We start from the raw sequence: 20,792 nt of genomic DNA, 5'->3' as shown, positions 1-20,792 counted from the left end.
GTCCCTTACGGGGATTTGTCGTTGGCATGGCCGCGCAGCAACGCCGAGAGCAGGACCGCCGTCAGGGTCCCGGCGACCACTCCGCTGCCGAGCACCGTGCGCACCCAGGACGGGAATCCGTCGTACAGGCCGGGGGAGAGGAGCGGCAGGAGGCCCATGGCGAGGGCGAGCGCCGCCACCATCGAACCCGTGCCCTGGCCGGGACCCGCGCCCAGGTCCGCGCGGCGCAGCATCTCCACGCCGAGCACCGCGATCACCGCGTACACGACGAGAGAGGAGCCGCCGACCACCGCCGCAGGGATGCCCGCGACCGCCCGTGACACCGGGGCGAGCAGCCCGGTCAGGACGAGCAGCGCGCCCGCCCCCGCCGTCACGAACCGGCTGCGCACCCCGGTGAGCCTGCCGATGCCGATGTTCTCCGCGCTGGTCACCATCAGCGAGGTGCCGAAGACGCCGCCGACGAGCGAGACGAGCGCGTCGGCCCTGGCCACCCGTGGCACGTCACGGCCCGGATCGGGCGCGCGGCCCGCCGACTCGCTGTTGAGGACGGTCTGCCCGGTGATCTCGGCGAGCGTGGTGAGGCTGAAGAGCAGCAGCGGCAGCGCGGCCAGCAGGTCGAAGTGTGGTGCGCCGTAGGGCAGCAGGGCGGGCAGGGAGAAGCCGGAGCCCGCCGCCGGACGGAACTCGCCGAGGCCCGTGACGACCGCGAGCAGCGTCCCTGCCGCCATGCCGATGAGCACGGCGGTCTGCCGCCACACGCCCCGCAGCAGCACGTACGCCGCCACGGTCGCGGCCACCGTGAGCCCCGCGAGGAGCACGGCGCGCGGCGGCGCGGCCTGCCCGCCGTGCCCCGCGATGAGTTGCGCGGCGACCCGTACCATCGCGATGCCGATGAGCAGCACCGTCACGCCCATGACCAGCGGTGGGAAGAGCCGTACGACGCGGGCGTACAGCGGCAGGACGGCGAGCAGGAGTGCCGCGGCGAGCAGCACCGAACCGGTCGCCGTGGCCGCCCCGTGGTCCTCGGCGATCTGCAGGAACAGCGCGGTGGCCGCGCCGCCCGGCAGCATCACGAACGGCAGCTTCGCGCCGATCCGCCACACCCCGAGCGACTGGAGCAGCGCGCCCGCCCCGCACAGCACGAGCACCGCGCTGAGCAGCGACGCGGTGTCGCCGGGCGAGAGCCGCAGCGCGCCCGCCGTCAGGAAGACGGTCGACACGGGCGCCGCGACCATCGCGAGGACGTGCTGGGCGGAGAGCGGCAACAGGCGGCGCAGCGGCACCCGTTCGTCCACGGGGGAGACCGCGTCGGCCGCGACGCGGGTGCTCACGACGCGTCCTCCGCGCGCCCGGAGCCGTCGAGCCAGGGCAGTTCGGACGCCGCGTACCGGTAGGCGCGGAAGACGGCGTTCGGCTCGGCGGGGAACAGGCCCCGCACCTCCGACTCGCGGTACCCGGCGAAGTACGGCACGACGTACTCCCAGCACAGCTGCCGCTCGGCCGTCACCTCGAAGAGGCGGCCCGACGGCGAGTCGGTGACGAGCGTGTTCCCGTTCGGCAGGCGCTGCGCGCTGCCCATGAACGGCGCGAAGAAGAACTCCCGCGCCGGGTCGTGGTACTCCCAGACCACCTTGCCGCTCGCCCGCTCGATCTCGATCACCCGCGAGTAGGGGACGTCGTGGTGGGGCCGGAACACACCGTTGTCGAAGACGAGGATGTTCCCGTCGGGCAACTCGGTCGGCGCGTGCTGCTGCGAGACCGTGCCGGGCTCGCTGCGCCACAGGATCCCGCCGGTGGCGCGGCTGATGACGACGACCGCGGAGACGCTGCGCAGGCTCGCGAGGACGTTGCCGTCGGCGAGTGGCGTGACGCTGTTGATCAGCGGCCAGTGCTCGCGGGCGTACGCGGGGTGCAGCGCGTAGGCGTCCCGGTCGAGGTGGTCGGCGGCGCGCCACGACCACACGGTGCGCCCCTCGGCGTCGACCTCGCTGATCGTGTCCGCCCAGACGACGCCGTCCGCCGCCTCGGATCCCGGCACGCCCCCGACGACCCCGGCCGCGTCCGCGCCCCGCAGCGGTTCGAGCCCGGTGTACAGGATGTGTCCGTTGTCCAGGTGGTGGGCGTCGTGGTGCTGGAGGGGATCCCGGTGCTCGCGCAGCACGGTGCCGTCAGGTGCGGCCTGGAGCATCACGCCGCCCCGGTACTTGTGCCACATGGGGAACAGCGCCTCCTCGCCGGGCAGGACGCCGTTGTACGCGAGGGTGCCGCCCGGCAGGATCCGGGCGTGCCGCCCCGGCCGGTAGGGGAAGGTCCACCGGTGGGCGGGGCGCCCGGCCATGTCGACGAGGTGGACCTCGCCGGGCCCGGTGAGCGGCGCGAAGAGCGTGTAGCCCGCGAAGGCGGTGTCCGGGTCGTGCGCGATGAGTCCGGTGGCGTGGCGGCGGCGCGAGTTCTGGTCCACGGCGGGCATGACGGATCCCCCTGTCAAAGTTTCTTTGATGAGAACGAACGACTTTGAAGCTAGGGGTGTGATGTGTCGTGCGTGTGACAGCCGTACGAAGCCGGGCACGGAGGCGCGTAAGGAGGCGAAATAGGGTGCAGGCCATGGGCATGGGCACGGACTTGGGGGCGGACGCGGACATGGGTGAGGGGACGGGCGCGGGTGCGGACCGGGCGGGCGGCAAGGGTGCGGGCGACGGCACGCCGCGCGTGGGCGGGGCCGTCCGGCGGCGGCGCAGGAGCCTGGACCTCACGCTCGCGGCGGTGGCCGGGCGCAGCGGCCTCTCGGTGCCGTTCCTCAGCCAGATCGAGAACGACAGGGCCCGCCCCAGCATGCGCTCGCTCCAGCGCATCGCCGACGCGCTGGAGACCACGGCCGTCCAACTGCTCGCGGCCTCCGACGAGCGTCGGGTGGTCGACGTCGTACGGGCGGGTGACGCGGGCGGACTCACGCCGGGCGCGGGCGTACGGCCGCTGACGAGGGGTCAGCATCAGCTCCACGCCCTGGAGTTCACCGGTGAGTCGGACGCGGGCCGTGAATTCCTTCACCGCAACGACGAGATGATGTACGTCGCGGACGGGGCCGTCGAAGTGGAGGCGGAGGGGCGCGTCCACCGTCTCGGGCGCGGCGACAGCATCCTGCTGTCCGGCGGAGTGCGGCACCGCTGGCGGGCCACGGAGGCGGGGGCGCGGGTCCTGGTCGTGGCGGTGTCGGACGAGGTCCAGGTGACGGACGGCTGAGGGGGGGCGGCGTCTTGAGGGTGGCGGAGGTTTGAGGATGTCCGCGGCTTGACGGCGTCCGCGGGGCTCCGGGGTGCCTCGCGCGGATACGAGAGGGCCTTGCCGAGCGGATGCGAGAGGCCTCCCCGAGCGGATCCGAGACGCCTCCCGAACTGTCCCGCCGGGCCATGTGTCCCATTGGGACACTTCGAGGAGTACAGTCGAAGCCATGAGCACCAAGGAGAGCCGCAGGACCCGCAAGGTCCAGGAGAGCCGGGACGCCATGGCGGGCGCCGCCGTGGACCTCGTCCTCGCCCACGGCCTCGACCGGGTCACCGTCGAGACGATCAGCGAACGCGCCGACGTCTCCCGCCGCACCTTCTCCCGGTACTTCACCGGCAAGGAGGACGCCGTGGTCGACGCGCTCCGTGCCGACTACGCCCGGATCAACGCGGCGCTCGCCGCCCGCCCCGCCGACGAGGGCCCGCTCACGGCCTACTACCGCGCCCTGCGCGGCTGGCTCGACGACGATCCCGCCGCCTGGCACCGCGAGCCCCGCTCGGGCGACCTGCTGCGACTGCTCCACGCGGAGCCCTCGCTGCTGCCCGCCTATCTGCGGGTGCGGGACGAGGCCGAGAGCGAGTCCGTGGCGATCGTCGCGCGCCGCCTGGGCCTGGACGCCGGGCGCGATCTGCGCCCCGCGCTCGCCGTCTCCCTCGCCGTCGGCGCCTTCGGCACCGCCGTGCGCTTCTGGATCGCGCCCGGCGCGACCACCCCCCTCCCGCGGCTCATCGACGCGGCGTTCGCCGCCCTCGCCGACGAGCCCGCACCCCGCACCACCGGCAAGTGAAACCAGGTACCACCATGTCCACAGGGACCAGCACGAACACCAGCACCAGCACCGCCGTCGCCGCGGGCCAGGACCCCGCGGCGGGCTTCGCAGGGAAGACCGCCCTGGTCACCGGCGCCGCCTCCGGCATCGGCCTCGAAGTGGCCCGCCGCCTCGCCGAGGCCGGCGCCGCCGTCGTCGTCGCGGACTTCAACGAACAGGGCGCGAAGGACGTCGCCGCGGCCCTCACCGAGGCGGGCGGCCGCGCCGCCGCCGTGCGCGTCGACGTCACGGACCCGGAGTCGGTGCGCGGCGCCGTCGAGTTCACCGTCGAGACGTTCGGCGGACTGCACCTCGCCGTCAACAACGCCGGGATCGCGGGCGCCTCCGCCCCGACCGGTGAGTACGGCATCGAGGACTGGCAGCGGGTGATCGACACCAACCTCAACGGCGTCTTCTACTCCCTGCGCCACGAGCTGCCGCACATCCTCGCCTCCGGCGGCGGCGCGGTCGTCAACATGTCCTCGATCCTCGGCACCAACGGCTTCGCGGGATCGCCCGCCTACTCCGCCGCCAAGCACGCGGTCGTCGGCCTGACCAAGACCGCCGCCGTGGAGTACGCGGCCCAGGGCGTCCGCGTGAACGCCGTGGCCCCCGGCTTCATCGACACCCCGCTGCTCCAGGGCGCCGAGTCCCAGCGCGACCACCTGATCTCGCTGCACCCGCAGGGCCGCCTCGGCACCGCGGAGGAGGTCGCCGAGCTCACCCTGTTCCTGCTCTCCGACCGCGCCTCGTTCGTCAACGGCAGCTACCACCTGGTCGACGGTGGCTACGCCGCACGTTGAGGCGGAGTGACGGGGACAGGAAGACCAAGAACGTACAGCGCAAGGAAGCGCCAGCCAGCGTCAGAAAGAAGGCACCCCAGATGTCGGACCTGCCCGCCGAGATGAAGGCCCTGCAGTACCGCAGCGTCGGCGCCCACCCCGAGGTGGTCACCGTGCCGCGCCCCGCGCCGGGACCCGGTCAGGTGCTGCTCAAGGTCACCGCCGCCGGAGTGTGCCACTCGGACATCGCCGTGATGGGCATGCCCACGGAGGCGCTCACCTTTCCGCTGCCGCTCACCCTCGGCCACGAGGGCGCGGGCACCGTCGCGGCCCTCGGTGACGGCGTCACCGGCTTCGCGCTCGGCGACTCCGTGGCCGTGTACGGGCCGTGGGGCTGCGGCTCCTGTCTGATGTGCGCGCAGGGCAAGGAGAACTACTGCACCCGCGCCGCCGAGCTCGGCATCCGCCCGCCCGGGCTCGGCGCGCCCGGCGCCATCGCCGAGTACCTGCTGGTGGACGACGCGCGCCACCTGGTGCCGCTCGGCGACCTCGACCCGGTCACCGCGGTGCCGCTCACCGACGCGGGCCTGACGCCTTACCACGCGGTCAAGACCTCGCTGCCCAAGCTGACGCCCGGCAGCACCGCCGTGGTCATCGGCACGGGCGGGCTCGGGCACGTCGCCATCCAGCTGCTCCGCGCGCTGACCCCGGCGCGGGTGATCGCCCTCGACGTGACCGAGGAGAAGCTGGCCCTGGCCCGCGAGGTCGGCGCCCACGAGGCGGTCCTCTCGGACGAGAAGGCGGCGGCGAAGGTCCGCGAGCTGACCGGCGGGCTCGGCGCCCAGGCGGTGTTCGACTTCGTCGGCGCGCCGCCCACCGCCACCACGGCGGCGGCCTGCGCGGCGGTGGAGGGCGATGTCGCCATCGTCGGCATCGGCGGCGGCGCCGCGTCCGTCGGCTTCGGCACGACGGCGTACGACGTGGCGGTGCGCGCCCCCTACTGGGGCAGCCGCGCGGAGCTGGTGGAGGTCCTCGACCTCGCGAGGGCGGGCGCGATCGACGTGCACGTGGAGACGTACACGCTGGACGAGGCGCCCACGGCGTACGAGAACCTGCACGCGGGCCGGGTCCACGGCAGGGCCGTCATCCTGCCGAACGGCTGACCGCGCGACCGGAACGCGAGAGGCGGGCCGGAACGCGAGCGGCGGGCCGGAACGCGAGAGGCGGGGCGGGCTCCCACGGAGAGCCCGCCCCGCCTCTCGCCATGACCGGCGGATCAGCAGCTGAGATTGCCGCCCGGGTCCACGCCGAGGATCTGCGCGTACCGCTTGTAGCTGTCGATGCGGCTCTGCACCTGGGAGGGATTTCCTCCGTTGCATTCGAGGGTTCCGTTGATGCTGCGAATGGTCTCGCCGAATCCGGCGCCGTTCACCATCGCGTCGTGCGGCGTCATGGTGCCGGGTCCCGTCTGGGTGTTCCAGTACCAGAGTCCGGTCTTCCAGGCGACGGCCGCGTCGTTCTGCACGAGGTCGGGGTTGTTGAGCAGATCGATGCCCAACGCGTCCCCTGCCGCCTTGTAGTTGAAGTTCCAGCTGAGCTGGATGGGTCCGCGGCCGTAATACTTGTCGTTGCCCGCGGGACAGCCGTAGGGCTGGCTCGTGTCGCAGTAATGCGGATAGTTCGAGGTGTTCTGCTCGACGACGTACACCAGGCCACCGGTCTCGTGGCTCACATTGGCGAGGAAGGCCGCGGCCTCCTGCTTGCGCACGGTGTCGCTGCCGGTCTGGGTGAATCCGGGATAGGCACTGAGCGCCGCGGTCAGACCGCTGTACGTGTAGAAGGCGTTCCTGTTCGGGAACATCTCGTTGAACTGCGATTCACTGACGACGAATGCGTCCGCCGCGCTCTTCGGCGCCTTCTCCGCGGAGGCCGGCGACGCGAGCGTGAGCAGGGCGAGGGAGGCGGCGGCCGCGATGGCGGTCAGCAGCCCGATGATGCGGGAGCGCATGGGCTCACTCCTTGGCCGGCCGCCGGTGACCGGCGGCCGTTGGAGGGGGTGGGGGGAGTGCGGCCGCCGACCGTGTGGGGGGTGCGGCCGGGGCGGAACGGGGGCTTCAGCCGCCGACGTTCACGTCGATGCAGGCGTAGAAGGCATTGGAGGTGTCCGCGATGTTCCACACCGCGAGGACCTTCTGCTTTCCGCTGAGACCGCCGAAGTCCACGTCGTGCGTGACGGTGGCGCCGGGCTGTGCGCCGCCGTCGTCGAATTCGGCGATCTTCTGGCCGCCCGCGTAGTACTGCCAGGTGCTGGTGGAGTGCCGGGCCGTCAGCGTCCACTGGAACTGGGTGGTGCGATTGACATGGGTGACGGCCCAGCCCTTGGAGTCGTCGTCGAGCTCGGCGAACCGGCTGTTTCCGCCGCTGCAACTGGTGAGCCCCTTGGGCCCTTCCACGCTCTGCGGCTCGTATTTGATCTCGCCGCAGCTGACGGTTCCGGCCGCGCACTGTGCCTGCCTGCTGGGCGGATTGGAGATGTATCCGTGGGCGCTCGCCGAACTCGCGGGCAGGCTGACCGCGATGACCGGGGCGAGCGCGGCGCCTATGAGAGCGGCGACTTTTCTGCTGGAACGCATATGTGCTCCTTCACATCAGGTCTTCCCGTGCGTACGGGGGTGTGGGGAACCCCGAATGCGACAGGGCGTCCTCTCGAGGGTGGGGCCAAGAGGCGCGAAAGGAGGCGGAGTTCACGCCCGGGAGCACAACGGAATGCGAGGCAACCGGAACGGGAATTCCTAGTTGGCCTAGACCATACAGGTCGCCGTGTCCGCGTCAAGAGCGCGTGAGGAAGGGCCTGTTGAGAGCCCCGGGCGGCTCCCACATCATCGGCAGCGAACCGAAGCCGGTCAGGAAGTTCGAGTAGATGCGGCGCGGGGGCCCCGCCGCGCCGATGGACCCGACGAGTTCCCGCAGGTCCCTGAGGACCGCACCGATCTCCGCCCGCGCCAGGAACGCCCCCAGACAGAAGTGCGGACCGTGCGCGAAGGTCAGATGCGGGTTCGGCGCTCGCGAGAGCAGGAAGCGGTCGGGGTCGTGGAAGGCGGCCTCGTCCCGGTTGGCCGACGCGTTCCACAGGGTCACGACGTCGCCCGCCCTGATCGTGCGCCCGTGCAGTTCGATGTCCACGGCCGCCGTCCGCCCCGCGTGCAGCGTCGGCGTGGTCCAGCGCAGCACCTCCTCGACGGCCGTCTCCGTGGCGACCTTCCCCTCCCGGTACGCGTGCCACTGCTCGGGGTGGTCGACGAAGGCCGCGACCGCGCCGATCAGCGCGAGGCGCGTGGTCTCGTCGCCGCCGAGGATCAGGCTGTAGCAGTTGAGGATCACCTCCTCGTCGGTGAGCGGCACCCCGTCGATCCGGCACTGGGCGAGCAGGCTGATGACGTCCTCGCGCGGATCGGCGCGCCGGTCCGCCGCCACCTGGGAGAAGTACAGGAGGATCTCCGCCTTGGACACCCAGGACGCCTCGCGCAGTTCGGCCTCGCTCTGGGCGCCGAGCGCCGACGACGTCATGTCGAGCAGCCGCTGCCGGTCGGCGGCGGGCACGTCGAGGAGGTCGCAGATCGCGCGGAGCGGCAGCTGGCCCGCGACGTCCCGCGCGAAGTCGAACCTGCCCCGGTCCAGGGCCTCCACGACGACTTCGCGCGACGCCCGCCGGATGCTGTCGACCACCGAGGCGAGCACCCGTGGCGAGAACGCCTTCATCAACTGGCCGCGCAGCGCGGCGTGTCGGGCCCCGTCCATCACGGGCAGCATGAGACCGGCCGCCGAGTCGCCGCCGCCGAGGAGGGTGTCGAGGACGTTGCCCCGGTCGGAGCGGAAGCGCTCGGTGTCCCGGTAGGCGGCGGCGACGTCCGCGTGGCGCGTCAGGACCCAGAACCCCGGGCGCGCGTCCCGCTCCGGCTGCCGGTGGACCGGCTCGTCGGCGCGCAGCCGCCGCCACAGCCCGGCGAGGTCACGCTCGGCGTGCACGGCGGGATCGGCGAGATCGACGCCGTCGGCCGTGACGTCGCTCGTGCCGGCTGTCACGTCATCGGCCGTGTCGTCGGTCATGCCATCGGTCACGCCGTCGGTCATGTCGTCGCTCCTGGAGAAGTCCGTCATCGGGTGGCCCGCCCCTTCAGCACCTCGGAGAGCGCCGCGCAGATCTCGGCGAGCGGCACGGGGTCCAGCATCCGGTGGTGGCCGCACCCGATGTCGTACGTCGTCAGGCGGCCGCCGGTGAACGCCTGCCAGGACTTCGGCTCCGCGCCCGCCCCCGGCCCTTCGGCGGCCGCCCGGAAGTGCACGATGTCGACGTCGGCGGCGAGCGGCGGCACGGTCCGCAGCACGTCGAGGGCGCCGTGCGCGGCCGCCCGCACTCCCGCCACCGCCCGCGGGCCGAGTGCCGCGATCTGCTCGGGCGGTGTCCCGTCGGCGGCGAAGCCGATGCCGTCGAGGATCCCGCGCAGCATCGTGTCCCGGTCAGGCAGCGGCGCGGGCTCCGGCGGATAGGAGTCCAACAGGCCCAGGAACGCGACCTGTTCACCCGCGGACGCCAGCTCCGCGGCGACCGAGAAGGCGATGTTGCCGCCCACCGACCAGCCGAGCAGGTGGTAGGGACCGTGCGGCTGTACGGCGCGGATCCGCGCGGCGTAGTCGCGGGCCGTGCCGCCCGGTGTGGGCGGGCCGGTGTCCGGGTCGTCGACGGCGGGCGACTGGAGGCCGTACACCGGCAGATCGGCGTCCAGGTGGGGGAGCAGCCGCGCGTACGGCCAGGCGAGGCCGCTCGCCGCGTGCACGCAGAACAGCGGCGGACGCCCTCCCGTGCGCCGCAGCGGCAGCAGCACGTCGAGGCCGCTGCCCGGTCCCGTGGCGTCGGTGCGGGCGGCGAGCGCGGCGGGCGTCGGTGCCTGGTAGAGCGTACGGACGGAGATCTCCGCGCCGAGCTCCGCGCGGACCCTGCTGACCAGGCGGGTGGCGAGCAGCGAGTGGCCGCCCAGGTCGAAGAACCCGTCGTCGGGCCCGACGACGTCCGCGCCCAGCACCTCGGCGAAGAGCGCGCACAAGGCCCGCTCGCGCTCGTCGGCCGGTGCGCGCGGAGCCGAGCGGGCGTACGAAGGTGCGGGCAGCGCGGCCCGGTCGAGCTTGCCGTTGGGCATCAGGGGGAAGCGCGGCAGCCGCACCACCGTCGAGGGGACCATGTGCCGGGGCAGGTGGTCGCCTGCGAAGCGGCGCAGGTCGGCCACGTCGAGCGTCGTTCCCGGCGGCGTGGTCACCACGTAGGCGACGAGCCTGCGGTCATCGGCCCGTTCGCCGCGCGTGACGACGACGGCCTGCGCGATCCGCTCGTGGCGGAGCAGCGCGGACTCCACCTCGCCGGGTTCGACCCGGAAGCCGTTGACCTTCACCTGGCCGTCGAGCCGCCCCAGGAAGTCGAGTTGGCCGTCCGGCCGCAGCCGCACCTGGTCGCCCGTCCGGTACATCCGGCGTCCCGGCGCGCCGAACGGGCAGGCCACGAAGCGCTCCGCGGTCAGCGAGGGCCGGTCCAGATAGCCGCGCGCGACGCCCGCCCCCGCGAGGTACAGCTCACCGGGCAGCCCCACCGGCACGGGCCTGAGCCACGGATCGAGCACGTACGCCTGGCAGTTGGGGACCGGGCGGCCGATGGGCGGCTCGGCGTCTGCGGGTTCGCCGTCGTCGCGCCAGGTCGTGGCGTACGTCGTCGCCTCGGTCGGGCCGTAGATGTTGGTGACCACGCTGCCGGGTACGCGTTCGCGTATCTCGCGCAGCAGACCGCGCGGGATCGGCTCCCCGCCGAGGACCACGTCGCGCGCGGCGAGGCGGGTGTCGCCGCCCGCCAGGACGCTCGCGACCGCGGACGGCACGCCGCTGAGCATGCTGCCCCGCCAGCCGTCGCGTTCGAGGAGCGCGAACAGGTCGTCGACGAGTTCGACGGCCCCGCCGGTCGCCAGCGTCGTGACGATCTCCAGGACCGACACGTCGAAGCTCAGGGACGTCGACGCCAGGACCCGCGCCATCCCTTCGGGACCGAACTGGTCCTCGACCGTGGCGACGAGACCGACCGCGTTGGCGTGTTCGACGACCACGCCCTTGGGTGTACCGGTTGAGCCCGAGGTGTGGATGACGTACGCGGCGTGCCGGGGGAGCAGCGGCCGGGGCCGCTCGGCGTCCGTGACGTCACCGTGGGGTTTGGCCGCGGTGTGCCGCACGACCTGTTCGGCGTCCATGACGACGAGCGTCGCGCCGTCCGGCGGCACGATCCCGGTGCCGTCGGCGACGACCACGACGAGCGGGCTCGCGTCACCGAGCATCCGCGCGATCCGGCCGGCCGGGTGGCGCACGTCGACGGGAACGTAGGCGGCGCCCGCCTTGAGGGTGGCGAGGACGGCGACGACCATGTCGGGCGTTCTGGGCAGGGCGAGGGCCACGAGCGCCTCGGGCCCGGCCCCGTGTTCGAGGAGCAGCCGGGCGAACCGGTTGGCCCGCCGGTTGAGTTCCCCGTAGGTCAGCTCCTGCCCGGCGTGTGTGACGGCGGGCGCGTCGGGCCGCCGTGCCGCGCGCGCCTCGATCAGGCCGGGCAGGGTGGCGGGGGCGACAGGGCGCGCGGTGTCGTTCCACTCCACGAGGATCCGGTGGCGCTCGCGCGGTGTCAGGACGGACACCGAGGCGACCGTGCGCCCCGGGTCGTCGGCGATCGTCTCCAGGATGCGTACGAACCAGTCGCGGATCCGCGCCGCCTCCGCGTGCTCGAACAGATCGGGCCGGTAGTCGAGCCGTACGCCCAGTTCCTCACCGGGCGTGCAGATGAGGGAGAGGGGGTAGTGCGTCGCGTCGAAGCCGCCGGTGCCGACCAGGAGCGCGTCGCCCAGCGCGTGGTCGCCGCCGCTCACCGGGTAGTTCTCGAAGGCGGTCGTCGTGTCGAACAGGGTCCCGTACCCGGCATCGCGCTGGATCTCGGTGAGCCCCAGATGATGGTGGTCGAACAGGTCGAGCTGGGTGTCCTGCGTCCGTTCGAGCACACCGGAGAGGGTGTCCCCCGCGGGCAGCCGGACCCGGGCCGGGAGGGTGTTGACCAGCAGGCCCACCATGGTGTCGATGTCCTCGACGTCCGCGGTCCTGCCCGAGACCGTCATGCCGAAGAGCACGTCGTCACCGCCGGTCAGCTGCCGCAGCACGAGCCCCCAGGCCACCTGCACCACGGTGTTGAGAGTGACGCCGCACTCCCGTGCCCGCCCCCTGAGCGCGGTGCACAGCGCGGCGGGCAGGGTGGACGTCACGCGCGCGGGCAGGACGGTGCCGACGGCCCGTGGCGCGACGAGCGTGGGCCCCTGGATCCCGGCGAGCGCCTCGGACCAGACGGCCCGCGCCTCGTCGGCGTCGGTGTCGGCGAGCCAGTCCAGATAGCTGCCGTAGGCGGGCGCGGGGAACAGCTCGGGTGCGGTGTCGCCGAGCAACTGGTCGTAGATGTCGCAGAGTTCGTCGAGGAGGACCGATGTCGACCAGCCGTCCAGGATGATGTGATGGTTCGTCAGCGCGAAGTGCCAGTGCCGTGCGTCGACGCGCGCCAGCAGGAAGCGGACCAGCGGGGGCCGCGCCAGGTCGAAGCGGCGGGCCCGCTCCTCCGCCATGATCCGGTCGGTCTCTGCGTCCCGCCCGGCCGGATCCGGCGCCTGGACGTCCACCTCGCGCCAGTCCAGCGGGACGTCGGGCACGACGAAGCGGACGGGTGCCCCGGACGCGTCGGTGCGGAAGCCGGAGCGCAGGCTGTCGTGCCGGTCCAGCAGTGTCCGGCAGGCGGCCCGGAGAGTCTCCGGGTCCAGCGGGCCCTCGAAGTCGAGGGTCAGCTGCGTGGTGTAGACGGCCTGGCCCTCCGGGTCGAACGCGGTGTGGAAGAACAGTCCCTGCTGGAGCGGCGCGGGCCGCGCGGAGCCTTCGTGACCTTCGTGATCGGCGGCGCTCATGCGCCGCCCGGAGCCTTCGTGATCTGCGGCGCTCATGCCGTCCTTCCCGTTCCCTCGGCGCGTACCGTCATGGCTTCCAGGGCCGTGCACCACCCGTCGGCGAGCTCCGCCACCAGCCGCTCGTCGAGAAGCGCGCTCGCGTACGCCCACGTGGTCCGCAGCTCGGGCCCGTCGGCGGTGTCGAGGGCGACCGCGGAGATCTCCAGGAGATGGGTGAGCGGCATGTCAGGATCGCCGCCCCCGCCGACCGCCCCCGCCTCCGGGGCGAGCCCCCAAGGAGCGTCGCCGGACCGCTCGAACCTGCCGAGATAGTTGAAGAGGGCCTGCGCCCGGGGCAGCTTCTCCAACTCAGGGCCGGCGTCCGGATCGAGGTATCGGAGCATCCCGTAGCCGACGCCCTTGTCCGGCATGGCGCTCAACTGCGCCTGAAGTGCGGCCACGTCACCTTCCGAGCCGGACTCCGGTCGCCCGAGCCGCACCGGGAACATGCTCGTGAACCAGCCGACGGTCGACGACAGGTCGAGCTCCTCGGCCACCTCCTCCCGCCCGTGCCCTTCGACGTCCACGAGGAAGGGCGCGGTGCTCCCGGGGAAGTGCGCGGCCCGCCAGCGCCGCACGGCCAGGTCGAGGGCGGACAGCAGTACGGCATTGATGCCGGTGCCGAACGCGGCGGGTGCCCGCGTCAGCAGGGCGCCGGTCAGCTCGCGGGACAGGGTCCTGGTGACGATGCCCTGCGACCCCAGGACGTCGCGCGCCGCATCGAGCCCGGGGCTTGGCACAAGATCCTCAGCACCCTCGATCGTCCCCTTCCAGAAGGGGAGTTCGGAGCGGCGCCCGGCCGCCCCACGGGTGAGCAGGGCGCCCCAGTCGGCGAAGGAGATGCCCGTCGGGCGCGCGTCCGGCCCGGCGGTGCTCCCCGACTCCCACGCCGTCCGCAGGTCCTGGAGCAGGATGCGCCATGAAATGCCGTCCACCACCAGGTGGTTGATGACGAGCAGCAGCCGCCCGGACCGCCGCTCCCCGGCGTCGAACCACACCGCCTGGACCATGTTTCCTTCGCCGGGCCTGAGCCGTCCGCGCGCCGATTGGGCCTGGACGCGGACGAGTTCGGCCAGTTGCTCGTCGGTCAGGCTGTCGGCGTCGACCCGTACGACACGCCCCGACGCGTCGATCGAGCCGCGCGGCAGGACGTGGAGCTGCCACGGCCCGTCGCGGTCCAGGCGCATCCGCAGCGCGTCGTGCCGGTCGAGTACGGACTGCACCATCGCGACTAGCCGTGGCAGCCGCAGTTCGGCGGGGGTCCGCAGGAGCACGGACTGGTGGAAGCCGTCGACGGGGCCTCCGCGCTCCCGCTGCCAGTGGATGATCGGGGTGAGCGGCACGGAACCGGCGGCCTCGGCGCGCGCGGCCGTTGCCGTCATCGGTGCCTTCGCCCGTGCCGCGCGGGGCGCTCGTTCCTTTGCGTGCAGGGCGAGTTCGGCCACCGTCTTGTGCCGGAACACGTCCCGCGCGGAGATGCCGACGCCGCGTGCGCGGGCCCGCGCGACCAGGCGGATCGCGACGATGCTGTCGCCGCCGAGGTCGAAGAAGCTGTCGTCCACGCCGACGCGGGGCAGGCCGAGGATGCCCGCGAAGAGCTCGCAGAGCAGCGTCTCGGTCGGGGTGCGCGGTCCACGCGCGGTGGCGACGGCGGCGAAGTCGGGTGCGGGCAGGGCGGCCCGGTCGAGCTTCCCGTTGGGGGTCAGCGGCAGGCCGTCCGGCAGGACGACGACCGTGGGCACCATGTGGTCCGGCAGCAACTTGCCCGCCCTCCGCGCGAGTTCCCCGGCGAGGTCCTCGGTCGCGGCGCCCGTGGCCGGGGCGACGTACGCGGTCAGCCGGGCCGTCCCGGTCCCGTCCTCGCGTACGAGTACGGCCGCTCGGGCCACGGCGGGGTGGCCGCTCAGGACGGCCTCGACCTCGCCGGGCTCCACGCGGAACCCGCGGATCTTGATCTGGTCGTCGGCGCGCCCGACGAAGTCGAGGTCGCCGCCCGGGGTCCACCGCATCAGATCCCCGGTGCGGTACATCCGGGTGCCCGGCGCGCCGAAGGGGTCGGCGACGAAACGTTCGGCGGTACGGCCTGGGAGGCCCGGATAGCCGCGGGCGACGCCCGCACCGGCCAGGTAGAGCTCGCCTACGACGCCCACCGGCGTGAGCCCCAGGCCCGGATCGAGCACGCGCACATAGGTGTTGGGCAACGGACGCCCGATCGGCGGGCGTTGCTCGTCGTGCCGGTCGACGGGCGCTGCGAGGGACCAGATGGTGGTCTCGGTGGGCCCGTACAGATTGGTGACGTCGGCCGTCAGGGCGCGCAGCTTCGCGGCGAGCGCGCCGGGCAGCCGCTCGCCGCCGACCAGGACGCGCAGCCCGCGTACGGCCTCCGGCGCGCTGTCGACCAGCCCCGACCACAGCGACGGGGTCGCCTGGAGCACGGTGACCCCGTGCCGTCCGATCAGCCGGCCGAGCGCATGCGGATCCCTTACGTCGTCGTCGGACGCGATGACGACCGCGGCGCCGACGAGCAGCGGCAGCATGAGTTCGAGCTGCGCGATGTCGAAGGCGACCGTGGTGACGGCGAGCAGCCGGTCCCGCTCCTCCGGCACCGTGCGGTGGCGCATCGCGTCGAGGAGCTGGGCGAGATTGCCGTGGGTGACGGTGACCCCCTTGGGCCTGCCCGTCGTGCCCGAGGTGTAGAGGACGTACGCGGCGGTGTCGGCGGCGATGTCCGTTCCGACGACATCCGTGCCCAAGTCGCCAGCGCCTGACGTCAGTTCGAGTTCGTCGACGGTGAGCCAGCCCTCCCCGCCCAGCGACGCGCGCGCGGCCGGATCGCACAGCACCAGTACCGGCGCCGCGTCCGCGAGGATCGTGTCGATCCTGGCCTTGGGGTGCCGTGGGTCCAGGGGGAGTTGGGCGGCACCCGCCTTGTGCACGGCCAGCAGGGCCACCAGCAGGGCGGGGGAGCGGTCCATGGCCACGCCGACCAGGCGCTCGGGCGCCGCGCCGTGTGCGAGCAGCCGGTGCGCGAGGCGTGTGGCGCGGTCGTCGAGCTCGCGGTAGGTGAGCCGGTCCGCGCCGTGGATCACGGCGAGCGCGTCGGGCGTCCGCGCCGCCTGCGCGCGGAACCATCCCGGCACCGATCCGGGCGTCCGCTCGCGGGCGCGGCCGCTCCACTCGCCGAGCACGGCGTCCCGCTCGTCCGGGGAGATGATCCCGACCTGTCCCACCGGCCGTGCGGGCGCTGCCACGGCGTCGGCGAGGAAGCGTTCGAAGCAGCGGGCGAGGCGCTCGGCCGTGGCGCGGTCGAAGAGGTCCTCGGCGTAGATCAGCCGGCCCGCGAGCCCGTCGGGTCGGCCCGCGAGCCCGTCGGGACGGCCTCCGGGCCCGTCGGCGGACTCGGCGACGTCGAAGAGCAGGTCGAACGGGACCGACGGATCCTGCCCGTCGTCGAGCGACGTCACGTCGAGGCCGGTCAGCTCGGCCGCGGCGGCGGCGTTGTTCTGCAGGCTCAGCATGACCTGGAAGAGGGGGTGCCTGGCGGCCGAACGGGTCGGATCGACCGCCTCCACGACGCGTTCGAAGGGCACTTCCTGGTGGTCGAGCGCGGCGAGCACGGCGGTGCGGGCCCGGTCGGTGAGCTCACCGAGGGACGGGTCGCCCGAGGCGTCGGTGCGGATCACCACGGTGTTCAGGAAGCAGCCGACCAGGTTCTCCAGGGCGGCATCGGTGCGCCCGGCGACGGGGCTGCCGACGGCGATGTCGGTGCCCGCGCCGAGCCGGTGCAGAAGGCCCGCGAGCCCCGCGTGCAGCACCATGAACAGGCTGGCCTCCCGCTCCCTGGCGAACTCGGCCAGTCGGCGGTGCTCACGCCCTCCGACACGAAGCGCCACGGACCCCGCCCGGTGGGTCGCGGTGGGCGGCCGCGGACGGTCGAAGGGCAGCGCGATCTCCTCGGGCATCCCCTCCAACGCCTCACGCCAGTGTGCGAGTTGCTGGGACAGCGCACTCTCTGGGGCCTCCTGCTCGCCCAGCTTCTCCCGCTGCCAGAGGGTGAAGTCGGCGTACTGCACCGGAAGTTCCGACCAGTCCGGCGCGTGCCCGGCCAGGCGTGCCGCGTAGGCCGTCGAGAGATCGCCGAGGAAGGGCGCCGCCGACCAGCCGTCGAAGGCGATGTGGTGCACCGTGAGCAGGAGGACGTGCTCGGCCGGTCCCATGGCGAGCAGCTCGGCTCGCAGTGGTGGCTCGTGCGCCAGGTCAAAGACATGACTGGACGCGGCGGCCTGCGCCGCCGCCACGACTTCGGCCGCTGTCGCCCCATCGGCCGCCGCCAAGGCGTCGGCGGTCACCTCCCGTACCGGCAGGTCGAGGCGCGCGGCCTCCTCGTCGAGGATCACCTGGTACGGGACCCCGTCCCTGGCCGGGAACACCGACCGCAGGCTCTCGTGCCGCCCGACCACGTCCCGCAAGGCGCTCTGCAATGCCGTCCGGTCGAGCCGCCCCGCCAGGCAAAGGCCCAGAGTGATGGTGTGCTCATCGGCTCCGTCCGCCAGCTCGCCCTGGAACCAGAACCTCAACTGCGAGAAGGAGAGCGGGAGATGGTCGGGTCGGGGCCGTCGCGCGACGAGGCGGCTCGGGGCTTCAGGCGCCGGGGCGAACCGTTCGGCCAGCGCGGCCGGCGTCGGCGCCTCGAAGATCGTGCGCATGCCGACCTCCGCGCCGAGCACCGCGCGGAGCCTGCCCACCAGACGGATGGCGAGGAGCGAGTGGCCGCCGAGATCGAAGAAGCTGTCGTCGACACCGACGTGCGGCAGCCCGAGGACGTCGGCGTACAGCTCGCAGAGCGTCCGCTCCGCAGGGGTACGGGGCTCGCGCGCCGGTTCTGGAGAGGTGCTCTCCGGGGCGGGCAGTGCCGCCCGGTCGAGCTTGCCGTTCGGGGTGAGCGGCAGCCCGTCGGGCAGGACGACCACGACCGGGATCATGTACTCCGGCAGCAGCTCCGCCGCCCGCGCGGCCAGTGCCTGGCCGAGGCCTTCGGCGTCTGCCGCGTCCTTCGGCACCGCATAGGCCACCAACTGGCGCTCGCCCGAAGTCACTTCACGCACCACCACGGCCGCCTGAGCGACCGAAGGATCGCCGGTCAGTACCGCCTCGATCTCGCCGGGCTCGATGCGGAAGCCCCGCATCTTGACCTGCTCGTCGGCGCGTCCGACGAAGGCGAGCCTGCCGTCGCGGGTCCAGCGAACCAGGTCCCCGGTGCGGTACATCCGGGTGCCCGGGGCGCCGAAGGGATCGGCGACGAAGCGTTCGGCGGTGAGGTCGGGGCGGCCCAGATAGCCGCGCGCCAGGCCCGCGCCGGAGAGGTGCAGCTCGCCGACGACACCGGGCGGCACGGGGCGGAGGGCGTCGTCGAGGACGTACACCCGTGTGTTCGCCATGGGGCGTCCGATGGGCGGGCGTCCGCCGGAGTGGTCGGGCGGCCGCAGCGGCTGGCTGGTCGTGAAGGTGGTGTTCTCGGTCGGCCCGTAGGCGTTGGTCAGAGCCGTGTCCGGGTACTCCTCCACGAAGCGGCGCACGGTGGCCGCCGACGGCTCCTCGCCGCCCACCCAGATGTGGCCGAGCGACCGCAGGACGGAACTCCCCTCCGCCACAAGGGAGTCGAAGAGCGCGGCGGTGAGGAACGCGCCCGTCGCCCCGTGCTCCGCCACCGCCTCCTCCAGCGCCCCGGCGGCCGCATCGCGGGCCGGTGCCACGACGACGGTGCCGCCGCCGAGCAGCGGCACCCACAGTTCGTACGTCGACGCGTCGAACGAGTGCGGGGAGTGCGCGAGGACCCGGGCGTGGGTGCCGTCCGCCCAGCAGGGGTCGGCGGCGAGAGCGACGATGTTCCGGTGCGTCACCACCACGCCCTTGGGGGTGCCGGTGGACCCGGAGGTGAACATCGCGTACGCGGCCAGGCCCCCGGTGATGGACGGCAACTCCAAGTCCTCGTAGCACTGTTGGGGGACGTCGCCGAATGCCAGCACCGGGATGTCGGCGAAGGGGGCGGCCACCTCGCGTGCGCGCTCGTGGGACGCGGCGTCGGTGAGCAGGAGGCAGGGGCGTGCGCCGTCCAGGACCGTGCGCAGGCGGGCGTCCGGACTCCGCGCGTCCAGCGGCAGGTAGGCCGCGCCTGCCTTGAGGACGGCGAGCAGGGCGACGACGAGATCGGCGGAGCGCTCCATGGCGACGGCGACGAACCGTTCGGGCCCGGCCCCGTGGCGCATCAGCCAGCGGGCGGTCCGCTCCGCACGCGCGTCGAGTTCGGCGTACGTGAGGCGGCTGCCGCCGCAGAGCACGGCTGTGGCGTCCGGTGCGGTGGCGGCGCGCCGCCGGAAGAGCTCCGGTACCGACGCGGCGGGCAGCGGCAGCGAGGGGCCCTGCCACTCGGTCAGGATCGTGTGGCGCTCGGCGGGCGGTACGACGCCGAGGCGGCCGATCGGCAGCGTGGGGTCGGTGGTCGCCTGTGTCAGGAAACTCTCCAGGCGGTGCGCGAGGAGCTCGGCGGTGGCGCGGTCGAAGAGGTCCTCGGCGTAGACGAGGCGTCCCTCGATGCCGCCCGCCCGCTCGGTCACGTCGAGCAGCAGGTCGAAGGTGAGCGACCGGTCCCTGCCCTGCGCCAGCGTCCGCACGGCGAGGCCCGGCATGCGGGGCGGCTCGGACGTGCTGTTCTGGAGGCTGAGCATGACCTGGAACAGAGGGTGCCTGGCCGCCGAACGCGGCGGGTTGACCGCCCCCACGACCTGCTCGAACGGCACGTCCTGATGGTCCAGCGCGGTCAGGACCGCCGACCGTGCCCTGCGCACCAGCTCACCGAAGGCCGGGTCGGACGCGGTGTCCGTGCGGATCACCACGGTGTTCACGAAGCAGCCGACCAGGTCCTCCAGACCGGTGTCGGTGCGCCCGGCGACGGGACTGCCGACGGGGATGTCGGTGCCCGTGCCGAGCCGGTGCAGAAGCCCCGCGAGCCCCGCGTGCAGCACCATGAACACGCTCGCGTCATACGTCCGGGCGACCGCGTCGATCCGCCGCCCCACCTCGGCACCGAGCCGGAAGGGGACCGCGCCCGCCCGGTGCGACGCGGTGGCGGGACGGGGCCGGTCGGCGGGCAGGGCCAGTTCCCCCGGAGCTCCGGCCAATGCTTTCGTCCAGTAAGCGAGTTGCTGGGAGAAGTGGCTGTCGGGGTCGGCGGGGTCGCCGAGGACCTCGCGCTGCCAGAGGGTGAAATCGGCGTACTGGACGGTCAGTTCGGGCCACTCGGGTTCGCTGCCGTCCGTCCGCGCCCGGTAAGCGAGCGCCAGATCGCGGACGAACGGCGCCGCCGACCAGCCGTCGAACGCGATGTGGTGGAACGTCGCCACGAGCACGTGCTCCTGTGGGCCCGTACTCAACAGCACCGCCCGCAACGGGAGTTCCTCCGTGAGGTCGAAGTGCTCCTCCTGCGCCTCGGCCACGAGCCGCGGCAGGTCTTCCGGCCGGGCCGCACGGACCGGAAGGTCCAGGCGGACCGCGGCCGCGTCCAGGATCTCCTGGCGCGGCACGCCGTCCGTCACCGGAAAGACCGTGCGCAGTATTTCGTGGCGCGTCACCACATCCCGCAGCGCCGCCCGCAGGGCGGTCGTGTCCAGCGGCCCGGACAGGTGCAGCGGAACCGAGGCGACGGGCGATTCCCGCCCACTGTTCCGCTCCGCCGGGGAGCCGTCACCGGACTCGCCCTGGAGCGCGCCCTGGAACTCACCCTCCTGGAACTCGCCCTGAAACTCGCCCTGAAACCAGAATCGCAGCTGTGAAAACGACAGTGGGATCATGAATGCCTCGGCCTCC

General features: G+C 73.1%; 11 protein-coding genes. 4 read left to right on the top strand and 7 right to left on the bottom strand.

Features of this window, described 5'->3' with window-relative positions; all coding sequences use genetic code 11:
* Positions 1 to 5: 5 nt before the first annotated feature.
* Positions 6 to 1,331, bottom strand: coding sequence for a uracil-xanthine permease family protein (locus ACIO9J_RS04450; protein ID WP_401992298.1), 1,326 nt, complete (start codon positions 1,329 to 1,331; stop codon positions 6 to 8).
* Positions 1,328 to 2,470: an aryl-sulfate sulfotransferase gene (locus ACIO9J_RS04445; RefSeq protein WP_401992295.1), complete on the bottom strand. Its 1,143-nt coding sequence runs from the start codon at positions 2,468 to 2,470 to the stop codon at positions 1,328 to 1,330. The genes ACIO9J_RS04450 and ACIO9J_RS04445 overlap by 4 nt, the downstream gene beginning before the upstream one ends.
* 134 nt (positions 2,471 to 2,604) lie before the next feature.
* Between ACIO9J_RS04445 and ACIO9J_RS04440 the strand changes: the two genes are divergently transcribed.
* From ACIO9J_RS04440 to ACIO9J_RS04425, 4 genes are all read left to right on the top strand, one after another.
* Complete coding sequence (locus tag ACIO9J_RS04440) at positions 2,605 to 3,240, top strand: helix-turn-helix domain-containing protein (protein WP_401992292.1); 636 nt, start codon at positions 2,605 to 2,607, stop codon at positions 3,238 to 3,240.
* A 208-nt stretch (positions 3,241 to 3,448) separates the two neighbouring features.
* On the top strand, positions 3,449 to 4,069 hold the full coding sequence (locus ACIO9J_RS04435; RefSeq protein WP_401992291.1) for a TetR family transcriptional regulator: 621 nt from the start codon (positions 3,449 to 3,451) through the stop codon (positions 4,067 to 4,069).
* Between the two features lie 14 nt (positions 4,070 to 4,083).
* On the top strand, positions 4,084 to 4,893 hold the full coding sequence (locus ACIO9J_RS04430) for an SDR family NAD(P)-dependent oxidoreductase (RefSeq protein WP_401992288.1): 810 nt from the start codon (positions 4,084 to 4,086) through the stop codon (positions 4,891 to 4,893).
* Between the two features lie 101 nt (positions 4,894 to 4,994).
* Positions 4,995 to 6,035 carry an NAD(P)-dependent alcohol dehydrogenase gene (locus ACIO9J_RS04425; protein ID WP_401993067.1) on the top strand — a complete coding sequence of 347 codons (1,041 nt, stop codon included), beginning with the start codon at positions 4,995 to 4,997 and terminating at the stop codon, positions 6,033 to 6,035.
* Positions 6,036 to 6,148: 113 nt separating this feature from the next.
* On the opposite strand, the gene ACIO9J_RS04420 is transcribed toward ACIO9J_RS04425, so the two are convergent.
* The 5 genes from ACIO9J_RS04420 to ACIO9J_RS04400 all read right to left on the bottom strand — a co-directional run bounded on the left by ACIO9J_RS04420 (position 6,149) and on the right by ACIO9J_RS04400 (position 20,776).
* On the bottom strand, positions 6,149 to 6,880 hold the full coding sequence (locus ACIO9J_RS04420) for a chitinase (RefSeq protein ID WP_401992285.1): 732 nt from the start codon (positions 6,878 to 6,880) through the stop codon (positions 6,149 to 6,151).
* A gap of 106 nt (positions 6,881 to 6,986) precedes the next feature.
* Positions 6,987 to 7,505 (bottom strand): lytic polysaccharide monooxygenase auxiliary activity family 9 protein, encoded by a 519-nt coding sequence (locus tag ACIO9J_RS04415; protein ID WP_401992282.1) that lies wholly within the window; start codon positions 7,503 to 7,505, stop codon positions 6,987 to 6,989.
* A gap of 196 nt (positions 7,506 to 7,701) precedes the next feature.
* Positions 7,702 to 9,030, bottom strand: coding sequence for a cytochrome P450 (locus ACIO9J_RS04410; RefSeq protein WP_401992279.1), 1,329 nt, complete (start codon positions 9,028 to 9,030; stop codon positions 7,702 to 7,704).
* Positions 9,027 to 12,926, bottom strand: coding sequence for an amino acid adenylation domain-containing protein (locus ACIO9J_RS04405; protein WP_401992276.1), 3,900 nt, complete (start codon positions 12,924 to 12,926; stop codon positions 9,027 to 9,029). The genes ACIO9J_RS04410 and ACIO9J_RS04405 overlap by 4 nt, the downstream gene beginning before the upstream one ends.
* Complete coding sequence (locus ACIO9J_RS04400) at positions 12,923 to 20,776, bottom strand: amino acid adenylation domain-containing protein (RefSeq protein WP_401992273.1); 7,854 nt, start codon at positions 20,774 to 20,776, stop codon at positions 12,923 to 12,925. Before ACIO9J_RS04400 ends, ACIO9J_RS04405 begins: the two co-directional genes overlap by 4 nt.
* Positions 20,777 to 20,792: the final 16 nt, after the last annotated feature.

The organism is Streptomyces sp. NPDC087300 (genome assembly GCF_044744425.1).
GTDB lineage: Bacteria > Actinomycetota > Actinomycetes > Streptomycetales > Streptomycetaceae > Streptomyces.
The sequence above is the reverse complement of the archived record's forward strand: the minus strand, read 5'-3'. Positions and strand labels throughout refer to the sequence as shown.